At 43.6% G+C, this 19,042-nt stretch carries 18 protein-coding genes; 2 read left to right on the top strand and 16 right to left on the bottom strand.

Annotation, left to right across the window (positions count from 1 at the left end; all coding sequences use genetic code 11):
- Positions 1–5: 5 nt before the first annotated feature.
- From ruvX to cymR, 13 genes are all read right to left on the bottom strand, one after another.
- Positions 6–431 carry a Holliday junction resolvase RuvX gene (gene ruvX / locus BS1321_RS21065; protein WP_063232961.1) on the bottom strand — a complete coding sequence of 142 codons (426 nt, stop codon included), beginning with the start codon at positions 429–431 and terminating at the stop codon, positions 6–8.
- The gene (locus BS1321_RS21060) at positions 431–700 is read right to left on the bottom strand and encodes an IreB family regulatory phosphoprotein (protein WP_034311358.1); all 270 of its coding nucleotides are present in this window, start codon (positions 698–700) and stop codon (positions 431–433) included. Before BS1321_RS21060 ends, ruvX begins: the two co-directional genes overlap by 1 nt.
- A 66-nt stretch (positions 701–766) precedes the next feature.
- A complete protein-coding gene (gene alaS / locus BS1321_RS21055; protein WP_063232960.1) occupies positions 767–3,403 on the bottom strand; it encodes an alanine--tRNA ligase in 2,637 nt (878 codons plus the stop codon).
- Between the two features lie 310 nt (positions 3,404–3,713).
- Positions 3,714–4,790, bottom strand: coding sequence for an AI-2E family transporter (locus BS1321_RS21050; protein WP_063232959.1), 1,077 nt, complete (start codon positions 4,788–4,790; stop codon positions 3,714–3,716).
- A 226-nt stretch (positions 4,791–5,016) separates the two neighbouring features.
- Complete coding sequence (locus BS1321_RS21045; RefSeq protein WP_063233024.1) at positions 5,017–5,232, bottom strand: hypothetical protein; 216 nt, start codon at positions 5,230–5,232, stop codon at positions 5,017–5,019.
- Positions 5,222–5,680 carry a PRC-barrel domain-containing protein gene (locus BS1321_RS21040; protein ID WP_063232958.1) on the bottom strand — a complete coding sequence of 153 codons (459 nt, stop codon included), beginning with the start codon at positions 5,678–5,680 and terminating at the stop codon, positions 5,222–5,224. The genes BS1321_RS21045 and BS1321_RS21040 overlap by 11 nt, the downstream gene beginning before the upstream one ends.
- A 147-nt stretch (positions 5,681–5,827) precedes the next feature.
- On the bottom strand, positions 5,828–6,601 hold the full coding sequence (locus BS1321_RS21035; RefSeq protein WP_063232957.1) for a TPM domain-containing protein: 774 nt from the start codon (positions 6,599–6,601) through the stop codon (positions 5,828–5,830).
- A complete protein-coding gene (locus BS1321_RS21030; protein ID WP_411836499.1) occupies positions 6,601–7,170 on the bottom strand; it encodes a LemA family protein in 570 nt (189 codons plus the stop codon). Before BS1321_RS21030 ends, BS1321_RS21035 begins: the two co-directional genes overlap by 1 nt.
- Before the next feature lie 89 nt (positions 7,171–7,259).
- Entirely contained in the window at positions 7,260–9,665 is a 2,406-nt protein-coding gene (gene recD2, locus BS1321_RS21025) for an SF1B family DNA helicase RecD2 (RefSeq protein ID WP_063232955.1), read from the bottom strand.
- Positions 9,666–9,701: 36 nt separating this feature from the next.
- Entirely contained in the window at positions 9,702–10,367 is a 666-nt protein-coding gene (locus BS1321_RS21020) for a tetratricopeptide repeat protein (RefSeq protein WP_063233023.1), read from the bottom strand.
- Positions 10,368–10,489: 122 nt separating this feature from the next.
- Positions 10,490–11,605, bottom strand: coding sequence for a tRNA 2-thiouridine(34) synthase MnmA (gene mnmA / locus BS1321_RS21015; protein ID WP_063232954.1), 1,116 nt, complete (start codon positions 11,603–11,605; stop codon positions 10,490–10,492).
- Positions 11,606–11,634: 29 nt separating this feature from the next.
- Positions 11,635–12,780, bottom strand: coding sequence for a cysteine desulfurase family protein (locus BS1321_RS21010; RefSeq protein WP_063232953.1), 1,146 nt, complete (start codon positions 12,778–12,780; stop codon positions 11,635–11,637).
- 60 nt (positions 12,781–12,840) lie between these two features.
- Positions 12,841–13,260 (bottom strand): cysteine metabolism transcriptional regulator CymR, encoded by a 420-nt coding sequence (gene cymR, locus BS1321_RS21005; protein ID WP_034308657.1) that lies wholly within the window; start codon positions 13,258–13,260, stop codon positions 12,841–12,843.
- 338 nt (positions 13,261–13,598) lie between these two features.
- Between cymR and BS1321_RS21000 the strand changes: the two genes are divergently transcribed.
- Positions 13,599–14,870 carry a replication-associated recombination protein A gene (locus tag BS1321_RS21000; protein WP_063232952.1) on the top strand — a complete coding sequence of 424 codons (1,272 nt, stop codon included), beginning with the start codon at positions 13,599–13,601 and terminating at the stop codon, positions 14,868–14,870.
- A 738-nt stretch (positions 14,871–15,608) separates the two neighbouring features.
- On the opposite strand, the gene BS1321_RS20995 is transcribed toward BS1321_RS21000, so the two are convergent.
- The 3 genes from BS1321_RS20995 to BS1321_RS20985 all read right to left on the bottom strand — a co-directional run bounded on the left by BS1321_RS20995 (position 15,609) and on the right by BS1321_RS20985 (position 16,813).
- The gene (locus BS1321_RS20995; RefSeq protein WP_094246645.1) at positions 15,609–16,007 is read right to left on the bottom strand and encodes a hypothetical protein; all 399 of its coding nucleotides are present in this window, start codon (positions 16,005–16,007) and stop codon (positions 15,609–15,611) included.
- A gap of 133 nt (positions 16,008–16,140) precedes the next feature.
- Complete coding sequence (locus BS1321_RS20990) at positions 16,141–16,353, bottom strand: hypothetical protein (protein WP_094246644.1); 213 nt, start codon at positions 16,351–16,353, stop codon at positions 16,141–16,143.
- Between the two features lie 241 nt (positions 16,354–16,594).
- The gene (locus BS1321_RS20985) at positions 16,595–16,813 is read right to left on the bottom strand and encodes a hypothetical protein (RefSeq protein WP_063232949.1); all 219 of its coding nucleotides are present in this window, start codon (positions 16,811–16,813) and stop codon (positions 16,595–16,597) included.
- Positions 16,814–17,226: 413 nt separating this feature from the next.
- On the opposite strand from BS1321_RS20985, the gene tagU reads away from it, so the two are divergent.
- Positions 17,227–18,156: a polyisoprenyl-teichoic acid--peptidoglycan teichoic acid transferase TagU gene (tagU, locus tag BS1321_RS20980; RefSeq protein WP_063232948.1), complete on the top strand. Its 930-nt coding sequence runs from the start codon at positions 17,227–17,229 to the stop codon at positions 18,154–18,156.
- Positions 18,157–19,042 lie beyond the last annotated feature (886 nt).

Raw genomic sequence — 19,042 nt, 5'->3', positions numbered from 1 at the left:
TCACCTCATAAAGAATTTGTTTGTCTGTCCAAGAATCCTTGCAGAATCATGACAGCTGCCATTTTATCAATGACTTTCTTGCGTTTGCTTCGGCTCACGTCCGCCTCAAGAAGGACACGTTCAGCCGCCATAGTTGTCAACCGTTCATCCCAGAGAAACACCGGCAGCTTGAATTTGTTTTCTAATCGTTTAGCGAAATCTTGGCTGATCTCGCCTCGCGGTCCAACAGTCCCATTCATGTTTTTAGGTAAACCGAGGACAATTTTAGAAACATCATGCTCTTTTATAATTTCATTGAGGCGTTTAAAGCCGAAGTCATTTCCAGCTTCGTTAATTTTGATCGTTTCCAATCCTTGTGCAGTCCAACCCATCGCGTCACTCACGGCAACGCCGATGGTTTTTGAACCTAAATCAAGTCCCATTGTGCGCATTAGTATTCCTCTCGATGGTTCTTAAGATACGACTTAACCAATTCTTCGATGATTTCATCGCGTTCAAGCTTACGAATAATGTTTCGAGCATCCATATGGCGCGGGATGTAGGCCGGGTCACCAGATAATAGATATCCGACAATCTGGTTTATCGGGTTATAACCTTTTTCCTGAAGTGCAACATAAACTTGAGACAATACTTCTTGTACATCTCTTTCGAATGGTTCTTCGGGAAAATTAAATTTCATCGTTTTATCAAAGGAACTCATTAACATGCACCTCTCCTCAGCGTCCAGAATCCACTATTACCTACATTGTACAACACTTTCCATTGATTATGAAATCGATAAGACCCATTCTTCAACAAAATTAAGTGCTGCATCCAATTTTTCAGGGTCTTTTCCGCCGGCTTGGGCCATATCTGGACGTCCGCCACCGCCACCGCCGCAACGGGAAGCAACTTCTTTGACCAATTTACCAGCATGGAAACCGCGGTCGATGTAATCCTTAGTCACCCCGGCAATCAAATTGACTTTATCACCTTGGGCCGAACCTAATACGATAATGACAGAATCAAGCTTTTGTTTCAAATCATCCGCCATGGCACGCAGATTATTCATATCGGTAGCTTGAACCTTTGCCACCAATACTTGAACGCCATTTACGTCTTTTACGTTAGAAACAAGGCTGCTTGCTTCGATATTACTTAATTTTGCAGTAAGGCTTTCATTCTCACGATGAAGATCCTTCACCTCAGCTAGAACCGTTTCAATTCTTGAAGGTACATCTTTCAAGTTCGTTTTCAATTTAGCAGCCGCGTCTTTCAAGACACCGATTTGATCAGTCATCAATTTGTATGCCCCGGCACCCGTTACCGCTTCTATACGGCGAGTCCCTGCACCGATGCCGCTTTCGGAAACGATTTTGAACAAGCCGATTACCGCTGTATTCGGAACGTGGACACCGCCGCATAGTTCAAGACTGTAATCGCCTATTTGAACGACACGGACAATCTTGCCGTATTTTTCGCCGAACAAGGCCATTGCGCCCATAGCTTTGGCTTCTTCGATGTTTTTATAGTCCGTATTCACTTGTAAGCTTTGCCAAATCTTTTCATTTACAATCGTTTCGATTTGTTCAATCTCTTCCGCCGTTATCTGGCCAAAATGAGAGAAATCGAAGCGAAGGCGCTCAGCCTGTACAAGTGAACCAGCTTGGTTGACATGTGTACCAAGCACATCTTTCAACGCTTGATGCAGAAGATGCGTCGCTGTATGATTTTTCGTGATATGGATGCGATTTTCTTGATTTACTGTAGCAACGATATTGGAATCTGATGTTAAAGTGCCGGCAGTAACTGTTACACGGTGCAGATTTTGGCCATTCGGAGCTTTTTGGACATCATGGACATCAACCTTCACGGATTCACTGGCCATCGTTCCTATATCGGCTATTTGTCCGCCGCTTTCCGCGTAGAAAGGAGTCTTGTTCAGTATCACTTGAACTTCTTCTCCTTCTTGTGCCTCCGTTACAAGCTCGCCATTTTTTATGATGGCAGCAACTTTGGCTTCAACAGCAACTTGATCATAGCCGACAAATTCACTCTCAACTTTAATATCGCCCAATACCCCGCCTTGGATTTGCATGGAATCAACATCTTGACGCGCTGAACGGGCACGTTCACGCTGTGCATCCATCTCTTTTTCAAATCCAGCTTGATCGACCGTCATGCCTTCTTCTTCTGCATATTCTTCCGTTAACTCAATTGGGAAACCATATGTGTCATATAAACGGAATGCATCACTGCCCGGAATGGTCGTGCCGCCTTTTTCCTTTTCCTTTTTAATGACTTCAGAAAGGATGGACAGTCCATCATTTAGAGTTTCATGGAAGCGTTCCTCTTCATTTTTGATTACTTTTGCAATGAACTCTTTATTCTTGAGGACTTCAGGGTAGAAGTCTTTCATGATTTCGCCTACGACCGTCACAAGCTCGAACATGAATGGTCGATTGATGTTGATTTGCTTAGCATATCGAACCGCTCTGCGGAGTAAACGGCGCAGTACATAACCGCGGCCTTCGTTGGATGGAAGAGCCCCGTCACCTACTGCAAAGGCTACCGTACGAATATGGTCGGCAATGACCTTGAATGCAACATCTTTTTCTGAATCAACACCATACTTCACATCGGAAATCTCTTCGACTGCCCGGATGATTGGCATGAATAAATCTGTATCATAGTTCGTAGCCACATCTTGAACGACGGAAGCCATACGTTCAAGGCCCATGCCTGTATCGATATTTTTCTTTGGAAGCGGTGTGTAAGAACCGTCAGGATTATGGTTGAATTGAGAAAACACAAGATTCCAGACTTCTAGATGCCGTTCATTTTCCCCGCCTGGATATAGTTCCGGATCATTCGGATCATCGCCATAAGCTGGTCCGCGGTCATAGAAAATCTCTGTATTCGGGCCGCTTGGACCCTCACCGATATCCCAGAAGTTTTCTTCCAGGCGAATGATCCTTTCAGCAGGAACACCGATTTTCTTATTCCAGAGTTCGAATGCTTCATCATCTTCAGGATGGATCGTCACAGCTAATTTCTCTTTGTCGAACCCAATCCATTTTTCATCCGTCAAAAATTCCCAGGCCCATGTAATGGCTTCTTCTTTGAAATATTCACCAATGGAGAAGTTTCCGAGCATTTCGAAAAACGTATGATGACGTGCCGTTTTCCCCACGTTTTCAATATCGTTTGTACGGATGGCCTTTTGAGCATTTGTAATCCTTGGATTTTCAGGGATCACACGTCCATCAAAATATTTCTTTAACGTCGCCACCCCGGAATTGATCCATAGCAATGATGGATCTTCATGAGGAACCAATGACGCACTTGGTTCGATGTTATGGCCTTTTTCACTAAAAAAATCTAAATACATTTGGCGGATTTGAGCACCAGTTAAATACTTCATATATATATCCTCCTTTTAAAATTATGTAATTTTGAGCACACAAAAAACCCCCATCCCAAAAACAGGGACGAGAGTTGACTCGCGGTACCACCCTGATTACGGACGCAGGAATTCATCCCAGGCCCATCACCTTCATAAAAGCCTTAACGCGGCATGACGGCAGGTATTAGCTGCTCTCAGGACTAGCTTTCTGCTGCTCTTCACCTGGCAGTCCCTTTCAGCCTGGGGGACACCTCTCTTTTAGATGGACTTCAGCATACTTCATCCTTCAACGAATTATCTTATGTAATGGATTATATTCACAAGACTTTTATTTGTCAATAAGGGGCGGCTTCTTTCTAAAGTGAACGCGGGCATGAAGTACAAAAACTTTCAACACAGCCAAGATGGGAATCGAAAGGACCATGCCCGCGATACCTCCTATTTCACCTCCGGCCAATAATGCGAGCATGATGAACAGCGGATGCATATGGAGGCTTTTGCCGACTATGAGCGGCGACAGGATATTCCCCTCAAGAAATTGAAGTACAAGCACGATGACCGCGATGATCAACACCATTTTAACTGACATTGTCGCGGCGATGATCACTGCTGGAATGGCTCCAATAATCGGTCCGAAATACGGAATGACATTCGTTATTCCGATTATCGCCCCCAATAGAAGCGGATATTGCATTCCGACTACCCAGAAGAGCAGTGAGGAAATCAAACCGATCACGACACAGACGATGATTTGTCCGCGGATATATCCGCCAAGTGACGCATCCACATCACGAACGAATGCCCGTCCCTGCTTGCGCCATTTTTTCGGGGTCATATACCATGCCATTTTTTTTAAAACAGTGAAATCTTTCAGGATATAAAAAGCAATGAATGGAATCAATGCAATCAGGATGATGAAATCAAACATCTTCATTGCATACTCCATCGCCTTTTCAGGTATACGCTTCAGCCAATTTTCGAAAAGGGTTACACCTTCTTCGAATCTTTCATGAATTCCGAACGGCCAGGCCGCTGTTTGATGGTTGAGTTTATCAATCCTGCCCTGATACTGTTCAACCAGTTCCGGTACGCTTTCCGACAGCTCGCGTACCTGGCTGACCATCACTGGAATACCTTTATAAACAGCATAGCCGATTCCTCCGAAAAACAACAAATAGATAATCGTAATCGAAAGCCAGCGACGCATCCCTTTCTCATTTAAATATTCCACTACAGGATGCAGCAAGTAACTAATGAACGCACCAATCAAAAAAGGCAACAGTACCGTCACACATACAGTAAAGGCAGGTCCCCACAGGGGCTTAAGTTTCATAAAAATATAGATAACGAAAAATAAGAGCAATAAAAAACCCAGGCGATAAAACCACTTTAGACGAATACTCACTATAAACACCTCCCGCTCATTTATTCTTCGAAAGGCGGAAGGTTTTCATACATAAAAAAGGTGCCCTCATTATCAGGACACCCATTCCCGCTATAATAATGACTTTAATCTTTTGCGTATTTTCTTCATATTCCGTTTGATCATCTTCGAGTTCATCAAGTCCGAACCCATATTCATTAGAGTATTGCGTGAACGTCTAGCCATTGCAAACACCTCTTCCGTTAAATTACATACTGAAGCGGCGGTCATTTTCCTCAAACAAATCGTCCAATGAGCTTAAACTTCCATCTTCCTCGACTTGGTGCGTATTAATTAGGCCTTCGGATAAGGTCATTTCAATAAAGCAATTCCAACAATAATATTGATTCACGCCAATCTTCCCAACATCTTTACTGCGGCAATTCGGACATTTAATTTCCAAAATGGACACCTCACTGTTCATAAACTGAAACAATGATGGTATCCTTCCCTAATGCAGGCGGCTGTTTTGATTCTATCACTGTCGACTCCGAGAAAAACCCATCCGTTGTTTCATACGCTATAATCGTGCCCATTTTCTCCTTGAAATATACATCCTGCAGTAAACCCAGTTCTTCGCCCATTTCAGAAAAAAGCATGCGTCCCAATAATTCGTCCTTCGATAGGCATATGGAATCCGCAGGCACTTTCCTTAAGCTTGAATCCTGTTGCATGATGACGATCCCATCTGGACCGAATGAAGAAATATCGTCAAGTTTCAAATGAAAAGCTCTTTTGAACAATGCTTGCTGATGAACGACCAAGCCTGTTACCTGACCCATTTCAGAAATTGATAAATCGTGGACCGTGCCGACTCTTTCTCCTTTGATTGTAAAAACCGGCATTCCTTTCAATAATGAAAACGTCCGCAAGGTCATCCCGCCTTTCCGAACATTCTTATTATCTCTTTTCTGCTGAAAATAGATGTGCTGAAAGGTTTTCCATTGTTGCTCGATCTTCCGGAAATACAGGGAACAGGCATAAAAAAAAGACCGGTTTCCCGGTCTGATTCACCTGTTTTACCATCCCCTGCTGGCACCTCCGCCACCGGAACTTCCTCCGCCGCCGCCCCGTGGACCGCCGCTGCCGCCTCCACGGCCACCGCCGCCTCCGCGACTGATGATTATCAAAAGGATATTGATTAGCATTTGAAGGAAAAATCCTTTAAAGAACTTGGCATCGAGGATGAATACGATGATGACTACGATGATAAAGAGGAAAATCTGTAAACCTGATGGCTGAAAGTTTTCTGACTCAGGCTGAACGGAGAGATCTTGATAAAACTCGTCACCTAGGTTGTATTCTTTCGTGACATCGTTATATACGGCCTTATAGGTTTCCGTCAGGGCAACATCATATTTACCCTCTTTCAGCGCAGGGATAGCCACATTGTCCAAAATCTGTCCAGATTTTATATCGGTAATGGCCCCTTCCAAACCGTAACCCACTTCAATACGGATTTTCTGTTCTTCCATGGCCAGAACAATGAGGACTCCATTGTTCAGCTCGGCATCACCAAGCTTGAATGATCTCAATGCCTCGACCGAGTACTCCTCGATCTCGGATCCTTCCATCGAATCAACCGTCAAAACGGAAATTTGTGCTTTTGTGGCATCATCCAATCGTTTCCCAAGTTCGATGAGTTCGGATTTTTCCTGATCATCCAGGACTCCGGCGAAGTCCTGAACATATATATCCCCGACTGGTTCAGGGATGTTAGGTTGTGCTGCGACCACGTTTGCTAAACTGCACGTGAGAATGAAGATTAGCGCAAACACAGCGAGTTTTTTCATTATTTATCGCTCCCGAAATCAACCTTTGGCGTTTCTTTTTCTTGATCGGTCACTTCAAAATATGGTTTGGCATCGAACCCGAATGCTCCTGCCATCATATTCTTCGGAAATCGTTTAATCATCTTATTATAGTTGGTAACTTCATCATTATAGTCTTTTCGAGCTACCGTCAGCCGATTTTCCGTTCCTTCCAAACTATCCATGAGACCCTTAAAGTTCTCATTGGCCTTTAAATCCGGATAGTTCTCGACAACCACCAAAAGACGGCTCAATGCCCCACTTAATTCTTGATCAGCATCAATCTTATCTTCAGTCGAATTGGCACCGGCCAGCTTCGAGCGTGCATCACTCACCGCTTTAATGGCTTCCGTTTCATGCGAAGCATAACCCTTCACCGTTTCGACAAGATTCGGAATCAAATCCGCTCTTCGTTTCAATTGGTTATCCACCTGTGACCATTTATTGTCGACGTCTTCATTGGCACTTACAAGGCCGTTGTACGAAGATGCCCCATAAATGACCAGTAAAACGACAACGACTATTCCTATTATCCACCCTTTTTTCATCAAATCCCCCCTGCTCTTTCACGTTTAAGTTATATTCTATATTAGTTCCACCAAAACTATGAATTTTAAACAAAATTGATCAAAAGAACCTGCTACATAAAATCATAAGGCGTGACATTCTCCATCCCGATCATCGGGTCAGCATGCATGAGAATATCAAGATAACTTGATTTTTGATGTGCCTCTCCCTTTTCCACCGGCATTTCTTCCTCACTCAAAATCTCCCGCAGCTTTTCACGCAAAGTCGTTTTCCGGCGCATTTCATCATTACGCTCGATCCCTAGACGGAATGCATCTTCTTCACCACAAAGGATCAAGAAATTTTTACTGCGGGTAATCGCCGTATACAATAAATTACGGCGGAGCATCCGATAATAACTTTTCACTACAGGTAAAATGACAATCGGGAATTCGCTTCCCTGCGACTTATGGATGGAACAGCAGTAAGCATGTGTAATCTGGTTCAAGTCCTGTTTCGTGTAAGTCACTTCGATGCCTTCGAACGATATGATTACTTTATCGACAGAATCGGTATTTTCTTTAGCGAACAATATGGAGACGACTTCACCCATATCGCCATTAAAGACACCCTCCTCTGGCTGGTTCACCAGTTGAAGCACCTTATCTCCCGTTCTGTATATCACATCTCCGAATTTTATTTCCCGCCTCTTTTCATTCGCATTGCTATTGAACACTTCCTGAAGCATTTTATTCAATGCATCAATCCCGGCAGGCCCTCTATACATGGGAGCCAGCACCTGTATATCCTTGGCCGTGAAGCCTTTCGTCCTGGCATTGGCAACCACTTTCTCGATTACTTGGGGGATTTGACCGGTTTGGCAGCGAATGAACGATCGATCTTCTTGCTGTTTCGTGACATCATCCGGAAGCCTTCCTTTTTTGATTTCATGGGCCAGTTCAATGATCGATGAACCATCAGCTTGACGATAAATATGTTCCAGACTGACAGTCGGTACACAATTCGATGCAAGCAAATCCTTTAAAACCTGCCCAGGGCCAACAGATGGCAGCTGATCTTCATCACCAACCAATATCACTTGAACATTTTCCGGCAGAGCTTTAAACAATTGATGGGCAAGCCACGTATCCACCATGGAAACCTCATCGATGATTACGATACGGCCATCCAGCTGATTATCCTCATCATGGGAAAAGCCTTCACTCCCGTTCCACCCCAGCAAACGGTGGATCGTAACAGCTGGGAGCCCAGTCGATTCGGCCATGCGTTTCGCTGCACGGCCAGTAGGAGCCGCAAGTACGAATGGAAATGGATCGCTTCCTTCTTTTTTATAATCATTAATGTCCATGGATACACCATGCAGCTCTGCATATAGCTCAACGATGCCTTTGATGACTGTCGTCTTACCGGTACCCGGTCCGCCCGTCAAGATTAACATGGGTGATTGCAGGGCTGTTTGGATCGCTTCCTTTTGGGCCGGGGCATAAGAAACATCCAGCCGCTCTTCCAGCTCCCCAAGTGCCAGCAAGAACTCCGATTCCGGGAACTGGTCTTCATAATCGGTTTGAGCAAGCAGCCTCTTGATGTTCATCACGATTCCCTTTTCCGAATAGAATAGCGAAGGCGGATAAATCCGTTGATCCTCGACAACTATTTTCCCCTCTTGCGTCAATTCGATTATTTCCGAGGAAATGTTCGTGAACTCAATGCGATCCCGTTTATTTTCCTCCAGCAGACGTTTGACCGCTTCCAATAACTGCTCGGCTTCTATGTAGATATTCCCGTCCTGGAGACATTGGGATTCAAGCGTATACAAGCACGCCGCCTTGATACGGTCGGGATGGCTGCCGGAAATGCCAAGATGATGCCCAAGCTCATCCGCCCGTCCAAAACCAATCCCTTCAATATCCTCCACGAGCTTATACGGATTTCCCTGAACCATCGTGATCGTATCCTGTTTGTACATTTGATATATCTTCATCGACAGCTGCGGACCGAAACCATATTGATTCAGGGCAATCATCACCTGCTCCAGACCTTGATGCTCGACCAATGTATCATAGAGGCCCTTTGCCTTTTCCCCAGATAGCTTCGGGATATCATCAAGTAGCGAAGGCTGAGCCAGAATTTTTGAAATTGCCTTTTCACCCAGAGTCTCAACAATGCTTTCGGCTGTTTTTTTCCCAATGCCCTTAAAAAGGTCACCTGATAAATAACTGACGATGCCTTCCTTGGATTGAGGCAGATCCTTGCGGAAATGCTCTACATGGAATTGAAGGCCAAAACGCGGATGTTCCTTCATGGCCCCATAAAAAATATAGATCTCATCCTCATGCATCCTTGGAAAATAACCTGTTACGACCGCTTCCTTCTCTTCATAATTCAGATTCGTTTCATGCACGCGAATTCTTACAACCGAGTACATATTTTCTTCATTATGAAAGATCGTCACTAAATGACTCCCTTTCATAAACATTTTCTCTTCTGAAAACAAATCCAACGAATCTTGCTGGCTCAACGCTTCTCCCCACCTTTCCATGCATATGCCGTTTATTTACTCAGCATTCATTTCTTCCAACAGTTTCTTACCGTGCGCAGCAAGCATATGGTCAGGCTGTGCTTCCAAAGCCTTATCAAAATAAACCATCGCTGCTTTCGCATCCTCACGATACCCTGCAAACGCAACACCTAAATTATAAAAAGCATCGGCATGGCCCGGATCCTGTTCCACAACTAAATTCAGTTGATTGATCAATTCATCATATAATTCCGCATTAGCAAGACATAGCGCATATTGGAATCTCGCATCAACGTCCTCAGGGCTCAGCTCCACCGTTCTCTGTAAATAAGGCATCGCCAATTTCGGCTGATCTAACGCCATCAATGTCAATCCAAGCATGAAGAAAGCATCGCTGTTATCCAGTCCCAAACGGATTGCCTTTTCAAACATATCCTTCGCTTCGATTAGTTTAGAATCGGATTCATAATATAAGTTTCCTAATGAATAGTAAGCCGCTGCTGCATTTTCATCCAGCTCGATCGCCTTTTTGTAAAACTTGACCGCTTTATCCGTTTCACCCACGGCAGTCAATACATTCCCAAAGTTTATGTAAGCAACAGGCTCATTCGGATTTTCCTCGATCGCCTCATTAAAAACTTTCGCCGCTTCTTCGTATTTCCCTTGCTGCATAAATTCAATTCCTTGTTGATTCTTATCCATATCCATTCACACTCCATTTTTATAATAAAAAGTATAGCATAAGCCAGTGGTCGAATTCAGGCGGTACACCCGCAATCCAAAAGAAGTCCCCAACCGCAAACACAGCTGGGGACATGCTTATTTTACCCTACGTAAGTCAGTTTTTCACCTTTTTTAAATACTTCATCAATCGTACCGCCACCAAGGCACACTTCACCATCATAGAATACGACTGCTTGTCCAGGTGTGATCGCGCGGACTGGCTCGTCAAAGATGACTTCAACATCACCATTTTCCAAGACCTTCACCTTAACACCGCTATCCTCTTGACGGTACCTGAACTTTGCCGTACATGTAAATTCACCAGCCGGTATATGTTCAGCCACCCAGCTGACATTCACTGCACGAAGGGAATTGGAATACAGCACATCATTATCAAAGCCTTGACACACGTATAAAACATTACGTTTCAAGTCTTTTCCCGCAACAAACCAAGGTTCGCCGCTGCCGCCAATCCCTAGACCGTGACGCTGACCGATAGTGTAATACATCAATCCGTCATGCTTGCCCATTACTTTGCCATCCATCGTGACCATATCACCGGGCTGAGCTGGGAGGTAATTGCTTAAAAACTCTTTGAAATTGCGTTCACCGATAAAACAGATCCCTGTAGAATCTTTTTTCGTTGCCGTGGCAAGACCCGCTTCTTTCGCAATTTCACGGACTTCCTTCTTATCAATGTGTCCAAGCGGAAACATGACTTTTTCCAACTGTTCTTGAGTAAGCTGGTTCAAGAAGTACGTTTGATCTTTATTATTATCGACACCGCGAAGCATTTTGTATTCGCCATCCCGGTATTCAACCTGTGCGTAATGACCTGTAGCCACATAATCGGCACCCAGGCTTACGGCATGTTCAAGAAAGGCCTTGAACTTGATTTCCTTATTGCACATTACATCCGGATTCGGGGTACGGCCCGCTTTATACTCATCCAAGAAATAAGTGAAAACTTTATCCCAATACTGCTTCTCGAAATTGACCGCATAATAAGGGATGCCGATTTGATTACAAACGGCAATTACATCATTATAATCTTCCGTTGCCGTACAGACTCCGTTTTCATCTGTATCATCCCAGTTCTTCATGAAAATCCCGACCACATCATAGCCTTGATTCTTCAATAGCAGGGCTGACACAGAAGAATCCACGCCTCCTGACATACCCACGACGACGCGGGTGTCCTGTGGTGCTTTTCTCATTCTGTCACCTCATTTATTTAAAGTAGGAATTATCTTCCCACTAATCTATTAACGATTTTAACGGTAGTTTCAGCCGCCTGCCTTACTTCCTCTTCCGTGTTGTTCAGACCGAAGCTGAAACGAATCGAATTCTTCGTCCGCTCCGAATCTTTCCCGAACATCGCCACAAGAACATGCGACGGATCGATTGACCCAGCAGTACAAGCGGATCCGCTCGATACCGCAACACCTGCCAAGTCCATATTAACGAGCATCGATTCCACATTCGTACCCGGAAAACTAACATTCAGCAAATGCGGCAGCGACTGTTCCATAGATCCGTTAATTTCATATTGTACATCCGCCTCATCAAAGACGGCAAGCAATACGTCTTTAAAACGCTTGTATTGCTCGTTTTTCTTTTCCATCGTGCTTTGTGCAATTAAAACAGCTTCTGAAAAACCGGCAATTGCCGGCACGCTCTCCGTACCAGCACGGCGTTTGCGTTCTTGTTCCCCGCCATATAAATGCGGATTCAGCTTCAAGCCTTCACGAATATAAAGAAAGCCGATTCCTTTAGGACCGTTAATTTTATGCGCGGATACACTCAGCAAATCCACACCCAATTCACGGACGTCGATAGAGATCAAACCATATGCCTGAACCGCATCCGTATGGAAAAAGGCTTGATGACCCTTGAGCAGCTGTCCAATTTCAGCAATCGGCTGGATCGAACCAACCTCATTATTGCCGAACATGACCGAAACCAAAATCGTGTCGTCCCGCAATGCCGCCTTTAAATCGGCAATTGAAATAAGCCCCGCTTCATTCACAGGTAAATATGTGACCTCAAAGCCAGACTTTTCAAGGTATTGGCATGTATGCAAAACCGCATGATGCTCAATCTCCGTCGTAATGATGTGCTTCCCTTGTTCTTTATAAGCATTCGCAACACCAATGATCGCCGTATTATCAGCCTCGGTTCCACCGCTCGTGAAAATGATTTCATTCCGCCCCGCACCGATGCTCGCTGCAATACTCGAACGTGCCTCATCCAAAACATGGCGCGCCTCCCGCCCGAAAGCATGAATGCTCGACGGATTTCCGAAGTCATGGCTCATGACTGTCATCATCCTATCGATCACATTCGGGTGCATCGGTGAAGTCGCAGCATGATCTAAATATATTCTGTCCACTTTTTTGTCGCCTCCATTAAAAAACGCAAGCGCCTACATAATAGGCGCATTGCTAATCACTTAAATATAGTACATATAAGAATCGATTTCACCCGTATCCTTGTAGCTCGCCAAATCCATAAGCGTCGTATTATCCAATACATCCTTCACAGCATCGCGAATCCGGATCCAAAGCTGGCGCTTCACCGGCTCCTCATCCTCAATCCCTTCAACAGGGGTAATCGGCCCTTCCAATACACGAATGACATCACCCGAAGTAATCTCCTGAGGATCTTTAGACAGTACATACCCGCCATACGCACCGCGGACACTCTTCACCAACCCAGCATTACGAAGCGGCGCAATCAACTGCTCCAAATAATGCTCCGACAGATTATGCGTCTGGGCAATCGATTTCAAACTCTTCGGGCCTTCTCCATAATGTTTAGCAAGCTCGATCATAATCGTTAAACCATAACGGCCTTTAGTAGATATCTTCATACATATACACCTCAAATTATTTATCCGTTTCTAAATTCTTCTGAAATTATAGCATATTCCCGCCGGAAATGCATTCACCCGCCCTCCATTTGTCAAATTATCCTAATTGGAGAGGTAGGAAAAATGAAAATACAGAGTGGAATTCAACTAATTAGATGACATATTTTTGATCGGGTGGGGACGGATTTCATTGTTAGGACGGTCGATTTATCAACCTTACATTACAAATTAAATCTGCAAACGGACTACCATAATACAAATTCACCCTCTTTTACAGCATAATCAGCGCATTTCCCCCATCAGTTGTGATACCTTATATAAATAAGGAGAGGTGCGCAATGAATATAAAACCGCTTGCTTTCCGGATGCGGCCTCGGTCGATTGATGAGATCATCGGGCAGGAGCATCTGGTCGGTGAAGGAAAAATTATCGCAAGGATGGTGAAAGCCAAACAGCTTTCTTCCATGATTCTGTATGGTCCGCCGGGAATTGGCAAGACTTCAATTGCAAGTGCGATTGCCGGAAGCACGAAGTTTGCTTTCCGGACGCTGAACGCGGTGACCAATAATAAAAAGGATATGGAAATCGTGGCAGCCGAGGCTAAGATGTCCGGGAAAGTGATTCTGCTGCTTGATGAGGTTCATCGACTCGATAAGGCGAAGCAGGATTTCCTTTTGCCTTATCTTGAAAATGGGATGATCACCTTGATCGGTGCAACGACCAGCAATCCCTATCATGCAATCAATCCGGCCATCCGAAGCAGGTGCCAGATTTTCGAGCTCAAATCATTGGAAACCAATGATATAACCAAAGCTCTGGAACGGGCACTTCATGATGAAGAGCGGGGGCTTGGTGCGTATAAAACCGATGTCAGTTTTGATGCCCTTACCCATTTCGCGACTGCTTCGAACGGAGATGTCCGCAGTGCCCTTAACGCTCTTGAGCTCGCCGTCATTTCCACCGAACCCGATGAGTCCGGAACGATTCATATAGATCTGCAAATTGCCGAGGAATGCATGCAGAAAAAAAGCTTCTCGCATGACAAGGATGGAGATGCCCATTATGATGTTTTGTCGGCTTTCCAAAAATCAATTCGCGGCAGTGATGTGAATGCAGCCCTTCATTATTTGGGGCGCTTGGTCGAAGCCGGCGATCTTGTCAGCATTGCCCGCCGGTTAGTAGTCATCGCTTACGAAGACATAGCTCTTGCCAATCCCCAGGCTGGTCCTAGGGCCCTCGCTGCAGTCGAAGCCGCTGAACGACTCGGTTTTCCTGAAGCCCGGATTCCACTTGCCAACTCGGTGATCGAGTTATGCCTATCACCTAAATCGAACACAGCCATTGTCGCAATCGATGCAGCTCTGTCCGACATTCGCAGCGGCCATAGTGGAGATGTACCAGATCACCTTAAGGATGCCCATTACAAAGGGGCCACCGATCTCGGACGCGGAATCGGCTACCTTTATCCGCATGACTACGAGAATGGCTGGGTGAAGCAGCAATACTTACCGGACAAACTGCGCAGCAAAAAATATTACAAACCGAAAAAGAGCGGGAAATTTGAACAAGCCCTTGCCTCGGTCTATGAAAATATCGAGAAAAAGAAATAACTCCGGATCACTTCAGACCCGGAGTTTCTTTATTGTGGAAAATGAAAACTTTTAACTTACGTCCTGCTGGCAAAAATCGCCTCCCCTCATTCACCAACCGTACTGCTCATTCCAATGTTCTGCGGATGCATAACTAAAAAGAGCACGACCAGAGTATTGGTTTGTATACGGGAAAAGTGTACAGCTACATTCCATTTCGGCACATTAAAGATATCTCCTTGCCAAACTAAATATCCAAACTTACTTAAATTAAAATCCCAAATACATGAATATTTCCAGAGAGTCCTAGTTCAATATACTGACCAATATATTTAGATATCATTTGGTGACCACCATTCTGTAAAAATACATCTTAAATCCCACCAGTAAGCCAATGTGTCCAAATCATCCACAGGCAGTATGTAAAATTGTCATCCAAACGCTCCGGCTAGGCTTTTCTTAGGTCGAAACCCGAATGTTCCATTTTAATCGCCTAGCTTGGCTAGTTCCCCCGGAAATCGTCCGCAATCCTGTTAGGGTTTCATCAAGGGCAGAAACAACATTTCAATATATGATTCTAGCCCGATAACTTTTACAGCATTTAAATTTAGATTATTGCAGATTACAATCCGCGTACTTTCAGCCGCAGAAAAATCAGGCTCCTCGTATCCAGTAAGAGAATATGTCAATACGAGTGCTAGGAGCATGTCCACTCTTCATATGAAGGCACAGCAACTTTTAGTTGCTGTACCTGTATGGTCAATCTTCTTTATAAATACCCTTCGATGCTTTAATCATATTATCCAGCCACATTTTCTTAAATACATTCACACGACGAGGACTGGCAGTCTCTTCACCCTCAGTTGAATTTTGAACTTCTTCTGCGGTGTCGGAAAGGATTTCATTTGAATTGCCATCATCAGCTGAACTTTCCGTTGAGCTACTTTCATCCGATGAGCTTTCCGTTGAGCTACTTTCATCTGATGAGCTTTCTGTTGAATCACTTTCGTACGATGAGCTTTCCGTTGATTCACTCTCGGTCGATGAGCTTTCCGTTGATTCACTCTCGGTCGATGAGCTTTCCGTTGATTCACTCTCGTATGATGAGCTTTCCGTTGAATTACTTTCGTACTCTGAACTTTCAGTTGAATATTCCATTTATTCTTTAGCCTCCCATATTTATTAATCCTTTAGGGATATCCGTACTGCATATATATTTGCGCCTGCTTTTTAATAGGGACTTTCTTATCACCCATTTTAAAGTAAACCTTCGTTATAATTTTAAAATTAGTTAGTCTGATGAGCTTTCTGTTGATTCACTCTCGGTCGATGAGCTTTCTGTTGAATCACTCTCCGTCGATGAGCTTTCTGTTGATTCACTCTCGGTCGATGAGCTTTCCGTTGATTCACTCTCGTATGATGCGCTTTCCGTTGAATCACTCTCGTATGATGCACTTTCCGTTGAATCACTCTCGTACTCTGAACTTTCAGTTAAATATTCCATTTCTTTAGCCTCCAATAATTATTTATTCTTTAGGGATATCCGTACTGCATATATATGCGCTTTCTTTCTAATAGGGACTTTGCTAATCACCCATTTTAAGGTAATACTTCATTCATTTAGAAATATTCAGAAAATCTATTTTGCCTGGTCAAATTCATTAGGATCAAAGACTTTTCTCCTTGCAAACAAAAAAATAACCTCGGAATCCTTTCCGAAGATACTTTATTATTTTTCCTTCATATTAGCTATGATGTCCCATTAGCCAATCGACCATCGATTTCCCACTACTTTCACGAAGGTCCTCGACATCCTCCTTGGAGATGATCTCGCCATCATTAATCAGAATGACTTCATCAATGATGTTCTGGATTTCATGAGTGGCCATGATAACCATTTGCTCTTCAAAATTGATATAAGACAGCAAGCTCTTTACAATCCACTCCCGGACTATAACGTCCAAGCCTGCAAAAAAACGACCGGTGCCTCCCGAGACAGAGCTATTACTAATTTAAGCCCCTAACACCCCATAATCTTCCCGACTTCAAACGTGAGTCACACACCATCAAGTGCAGCAATGCTGGCTGTTAGAACAGGATTACCCATGTACACATATAAAAACCTGCAACTTCCAAAAATATTGATGCTAAAAAAAGAAATAAACACTAGGCCAAATTGCACAACCAATAACCAGAAAAGTGTGGATTTTCCGATCAGCCACTCCTTTAGCATTAAACCTTTAAATGAAGAATTGTTCTAGCTAAATTACACTAAAATATGCCAAAGGTATTATAAAATAGCAAAATATACTATTCTTTTATATTGAAATTAAATATAATAGATGAAGTGGTTACAAATAGAGGAAGGAAGTAAAATATGAGACATGAAAAAAAGAAGAAAAAGAAACGGACATGGCTGAAGGTAGTTGGTATAATTGTCCTACTTTTTATATTAGCAGGCGGAGCCTTTGCCTACTCCGTATGGAATTCACTGACAAAAACCGTTGACACGATGCATACACCAATAGACCGTACCACGGATAAACGAACTAAAGACCTTGCACTATCAGATCAGGAGCCCTTCTCGATGCTCATGCTCGGTGTCGATGAACGTGATGGCGACAAAGGCCGTTCAGATACTATGATCGTCCTGACAGTCAATCCACAAAAGAAATCGGTCAAAATGCTAAGCATTCCACGTGATACACGGACCGAGATCGTCGGTCATGGTACACAGGATAAAATCAACCATGCATTTGCCTTCGGCGGCGCGAAAATGTCCATGGATACCGTTGAAAATTTCCTTGATATCCCAATCGACTATTACATGAAGATCAATATGGAAGGCTTTAAGGATATCGTTGACGCAGTCGGCGGCGTGACTGTGCAAAACGATTTGGACTTCACATCCGATGGCATTCATTTTGCAAAAGGTACGCATACCCTTAACGGGGAAGAAGCCCTTGCCTATTCAAGAATGAGACATGATGATCCGAATGGTGATTATGGCCGTCAATCCAGACAACGTTCCATCATCGAGGCAGTCATCAAGGAAGGCGCTAGCCTTTCATCATTGACGAAATACGATGAAGTCTTCGATGCACTCGGTAATAATATCCAGACGAATTTGACGTTTGATGACATGATGGACATCCAAAAGAACTACAGGGACGCAAGCAAAAGCATAACCCAAGCAACCATTCCAGGAAATGGAACGAAAATCGACGGAGTCTACTATAATATCGTGTCGGATGAAGAAAAAGAAAAGGTTCAGTCCGAATTAAAAGAACAATTATCCATTAAATAAGAAAAAATGAAAGAGCTGTCCGGACCCGCATCCTGACAGCTTTTTCATTTTTTCCGTCCAATATTCTGACAAAAAACGAACACCAATTGTAGAGATTTGTTGGAATTTTTGTTGTTTACTAGGCATAAAAAGACGGTATAATCTAATATGAGCTGAAAATTCCATCTTCCCCTGCCCCTTTCATCACTTGACACTATTATTCTTTGGACCCGGAATTCCATCAACCACCATTCATCAACTATAATAAATAATCCTAAACAAAAGGAGTGGATTTAAATGAAAATCAAAGCAGGCAGCTGGGCTATGCTAAGCACACAGGACAAAATGTTTATTCTGAAAGCCATCAGTGATCGTTCAAGAATGAAATATGTTTCATGAGAAGTAAATCTTTTCTGCATTACATGAGAGCATCGCCTCTCCCTTTTCAATAAAACGAACTTGAGCCTGAAAAAGGAGAGGAATCTATTTAAACTGATAATCCCATAACAAGCGCCATTCGCCTTTTTCTCTTACGACATAGCAATTTTGTTCCAAAGTAAACATTCCATAGCGAGAATTGAAGACCTGTGTAACTCTGGTATTTCATAGGCCGATTTATGCTGCCTTCCAACCTTATCCAGACTCCAGTTCTTTACTTTCTTAAGTAGCGGCCTACATCAAATCATACTGAAAGGCCTACATATCCATATTGTAATAATACAACGCATCGATGTCGCACATAGATTAAATCTCAGCTTTGAAACGCTTTTTCAACCGCGCGGCCAATGCAAAATGATACAAGCTCCTGCACCAGAGAATAATCGCCTTACTTTTTTCTCCTCACCTCAAAGGGTATCATTCATAAACAACAAAAAAGAAGCATGTTGTTAGACATGCTCCTTAATTA

The sequence above is a fragment of the Peribacillus simplex NBRC 15720 = DSM 1321 genome, assembly GCF_002243645.1.
Lineage (GTDB): Bacteria > Bacillota > Bacilli > Bacillales > DSM-1321 > Peribacillus > Peribacillus simplex.
Note: the sequence above shows the minus strand (reverse complement) of the source record. Positions and strands in the feature narration are given on the sequence as shown.

Excerpts from the sequence above, each read along its gene's own strand:
- ruvX (WP_063232961.1), bottom strand. The coding sequence starts at position 431 with ATGCGCACAATGGGACTTGATTTAGGTTCAAAAACCATCGGCGTTGCC.
- BS1321_RS21060 (WP_034311358.1), bottom strand. The coding sequence starts at position 700 with ATGAGTTCCTTTGATAAAACGATGAAATTTAATTTTCCCGAAGAACCA.
- alaS (WP_063232960.1), bottom strand. The coding sequence starts at position 3,403 with ATGAAGTATTTAACTGGTGCTCAAATCCGCCAAATGTATTTAGATTTT.
- BS1321_RS21045 (WP_063233024.1), bottom strand. The coding sequence starts at position 5,232 with ATGAACAGTGAGGTGTCCATTTTGGAAATTAAATGTCCGAATTGCCGC.
- BS1321_RS21035 (WP_063232957.1), bottom strand. The coding sequence starts at position 6,601 with ATGAAAAAACTCGCTGTGTTTGCGCTAATCTTCATTCTCACGTGCAGT.
- BS1321_RS21020 (WP_063233023.1), bottom strand. The coding sequence starts at position 10,367 with ATGGATAAGAATCAACAAGGAATTGAATTTATGCAGCAAGGGAAATAC.
- mnmA (WP_063232954.1), bottom strand. The coding sequence starts at position 11,605 with ATGAGAAAAGCACCACAGGACACCCGCGTCGTCGTGGGTATGTCAGGA.
- cymR (WP_034308657.1), bottom strand. The coding sequence starts at position 13,260 with ATGAAGATATCTACTAAAGGCCGTTATGGTTTAACGATTATGATCGAG.
- BS1321_RS21000 (WP_063232952.1), top strand. The coding sequence starts at position 13,599 with ATGAATATAAAACCGCTTGCTTTCCGGATGCGGCCTCGGTCGATTGAT.
- BS1321_RS20995 (WP_094246645.1), bottom strand. The coding sequence starts at position 16,007 with ATGGAATATTCAACTGAAAGTTCAGAGTACGAAAGTAATTCAACGGAA.
- BS1321_RS20990 (WP_094246644.1), bottom strand. The coding sequence starts at position 16,353 with ATGGAATATTTAACTGAAAGTTCAGAGTACGAGAGTGATTCAACGGAA.
- tagU (WP_063232948.1), top strand. The coding sequence starts at position 17,227 with ATGAGACATGAAAAAAAGAAGAAAAAGAAACGGACATGGCTGAAGGTA.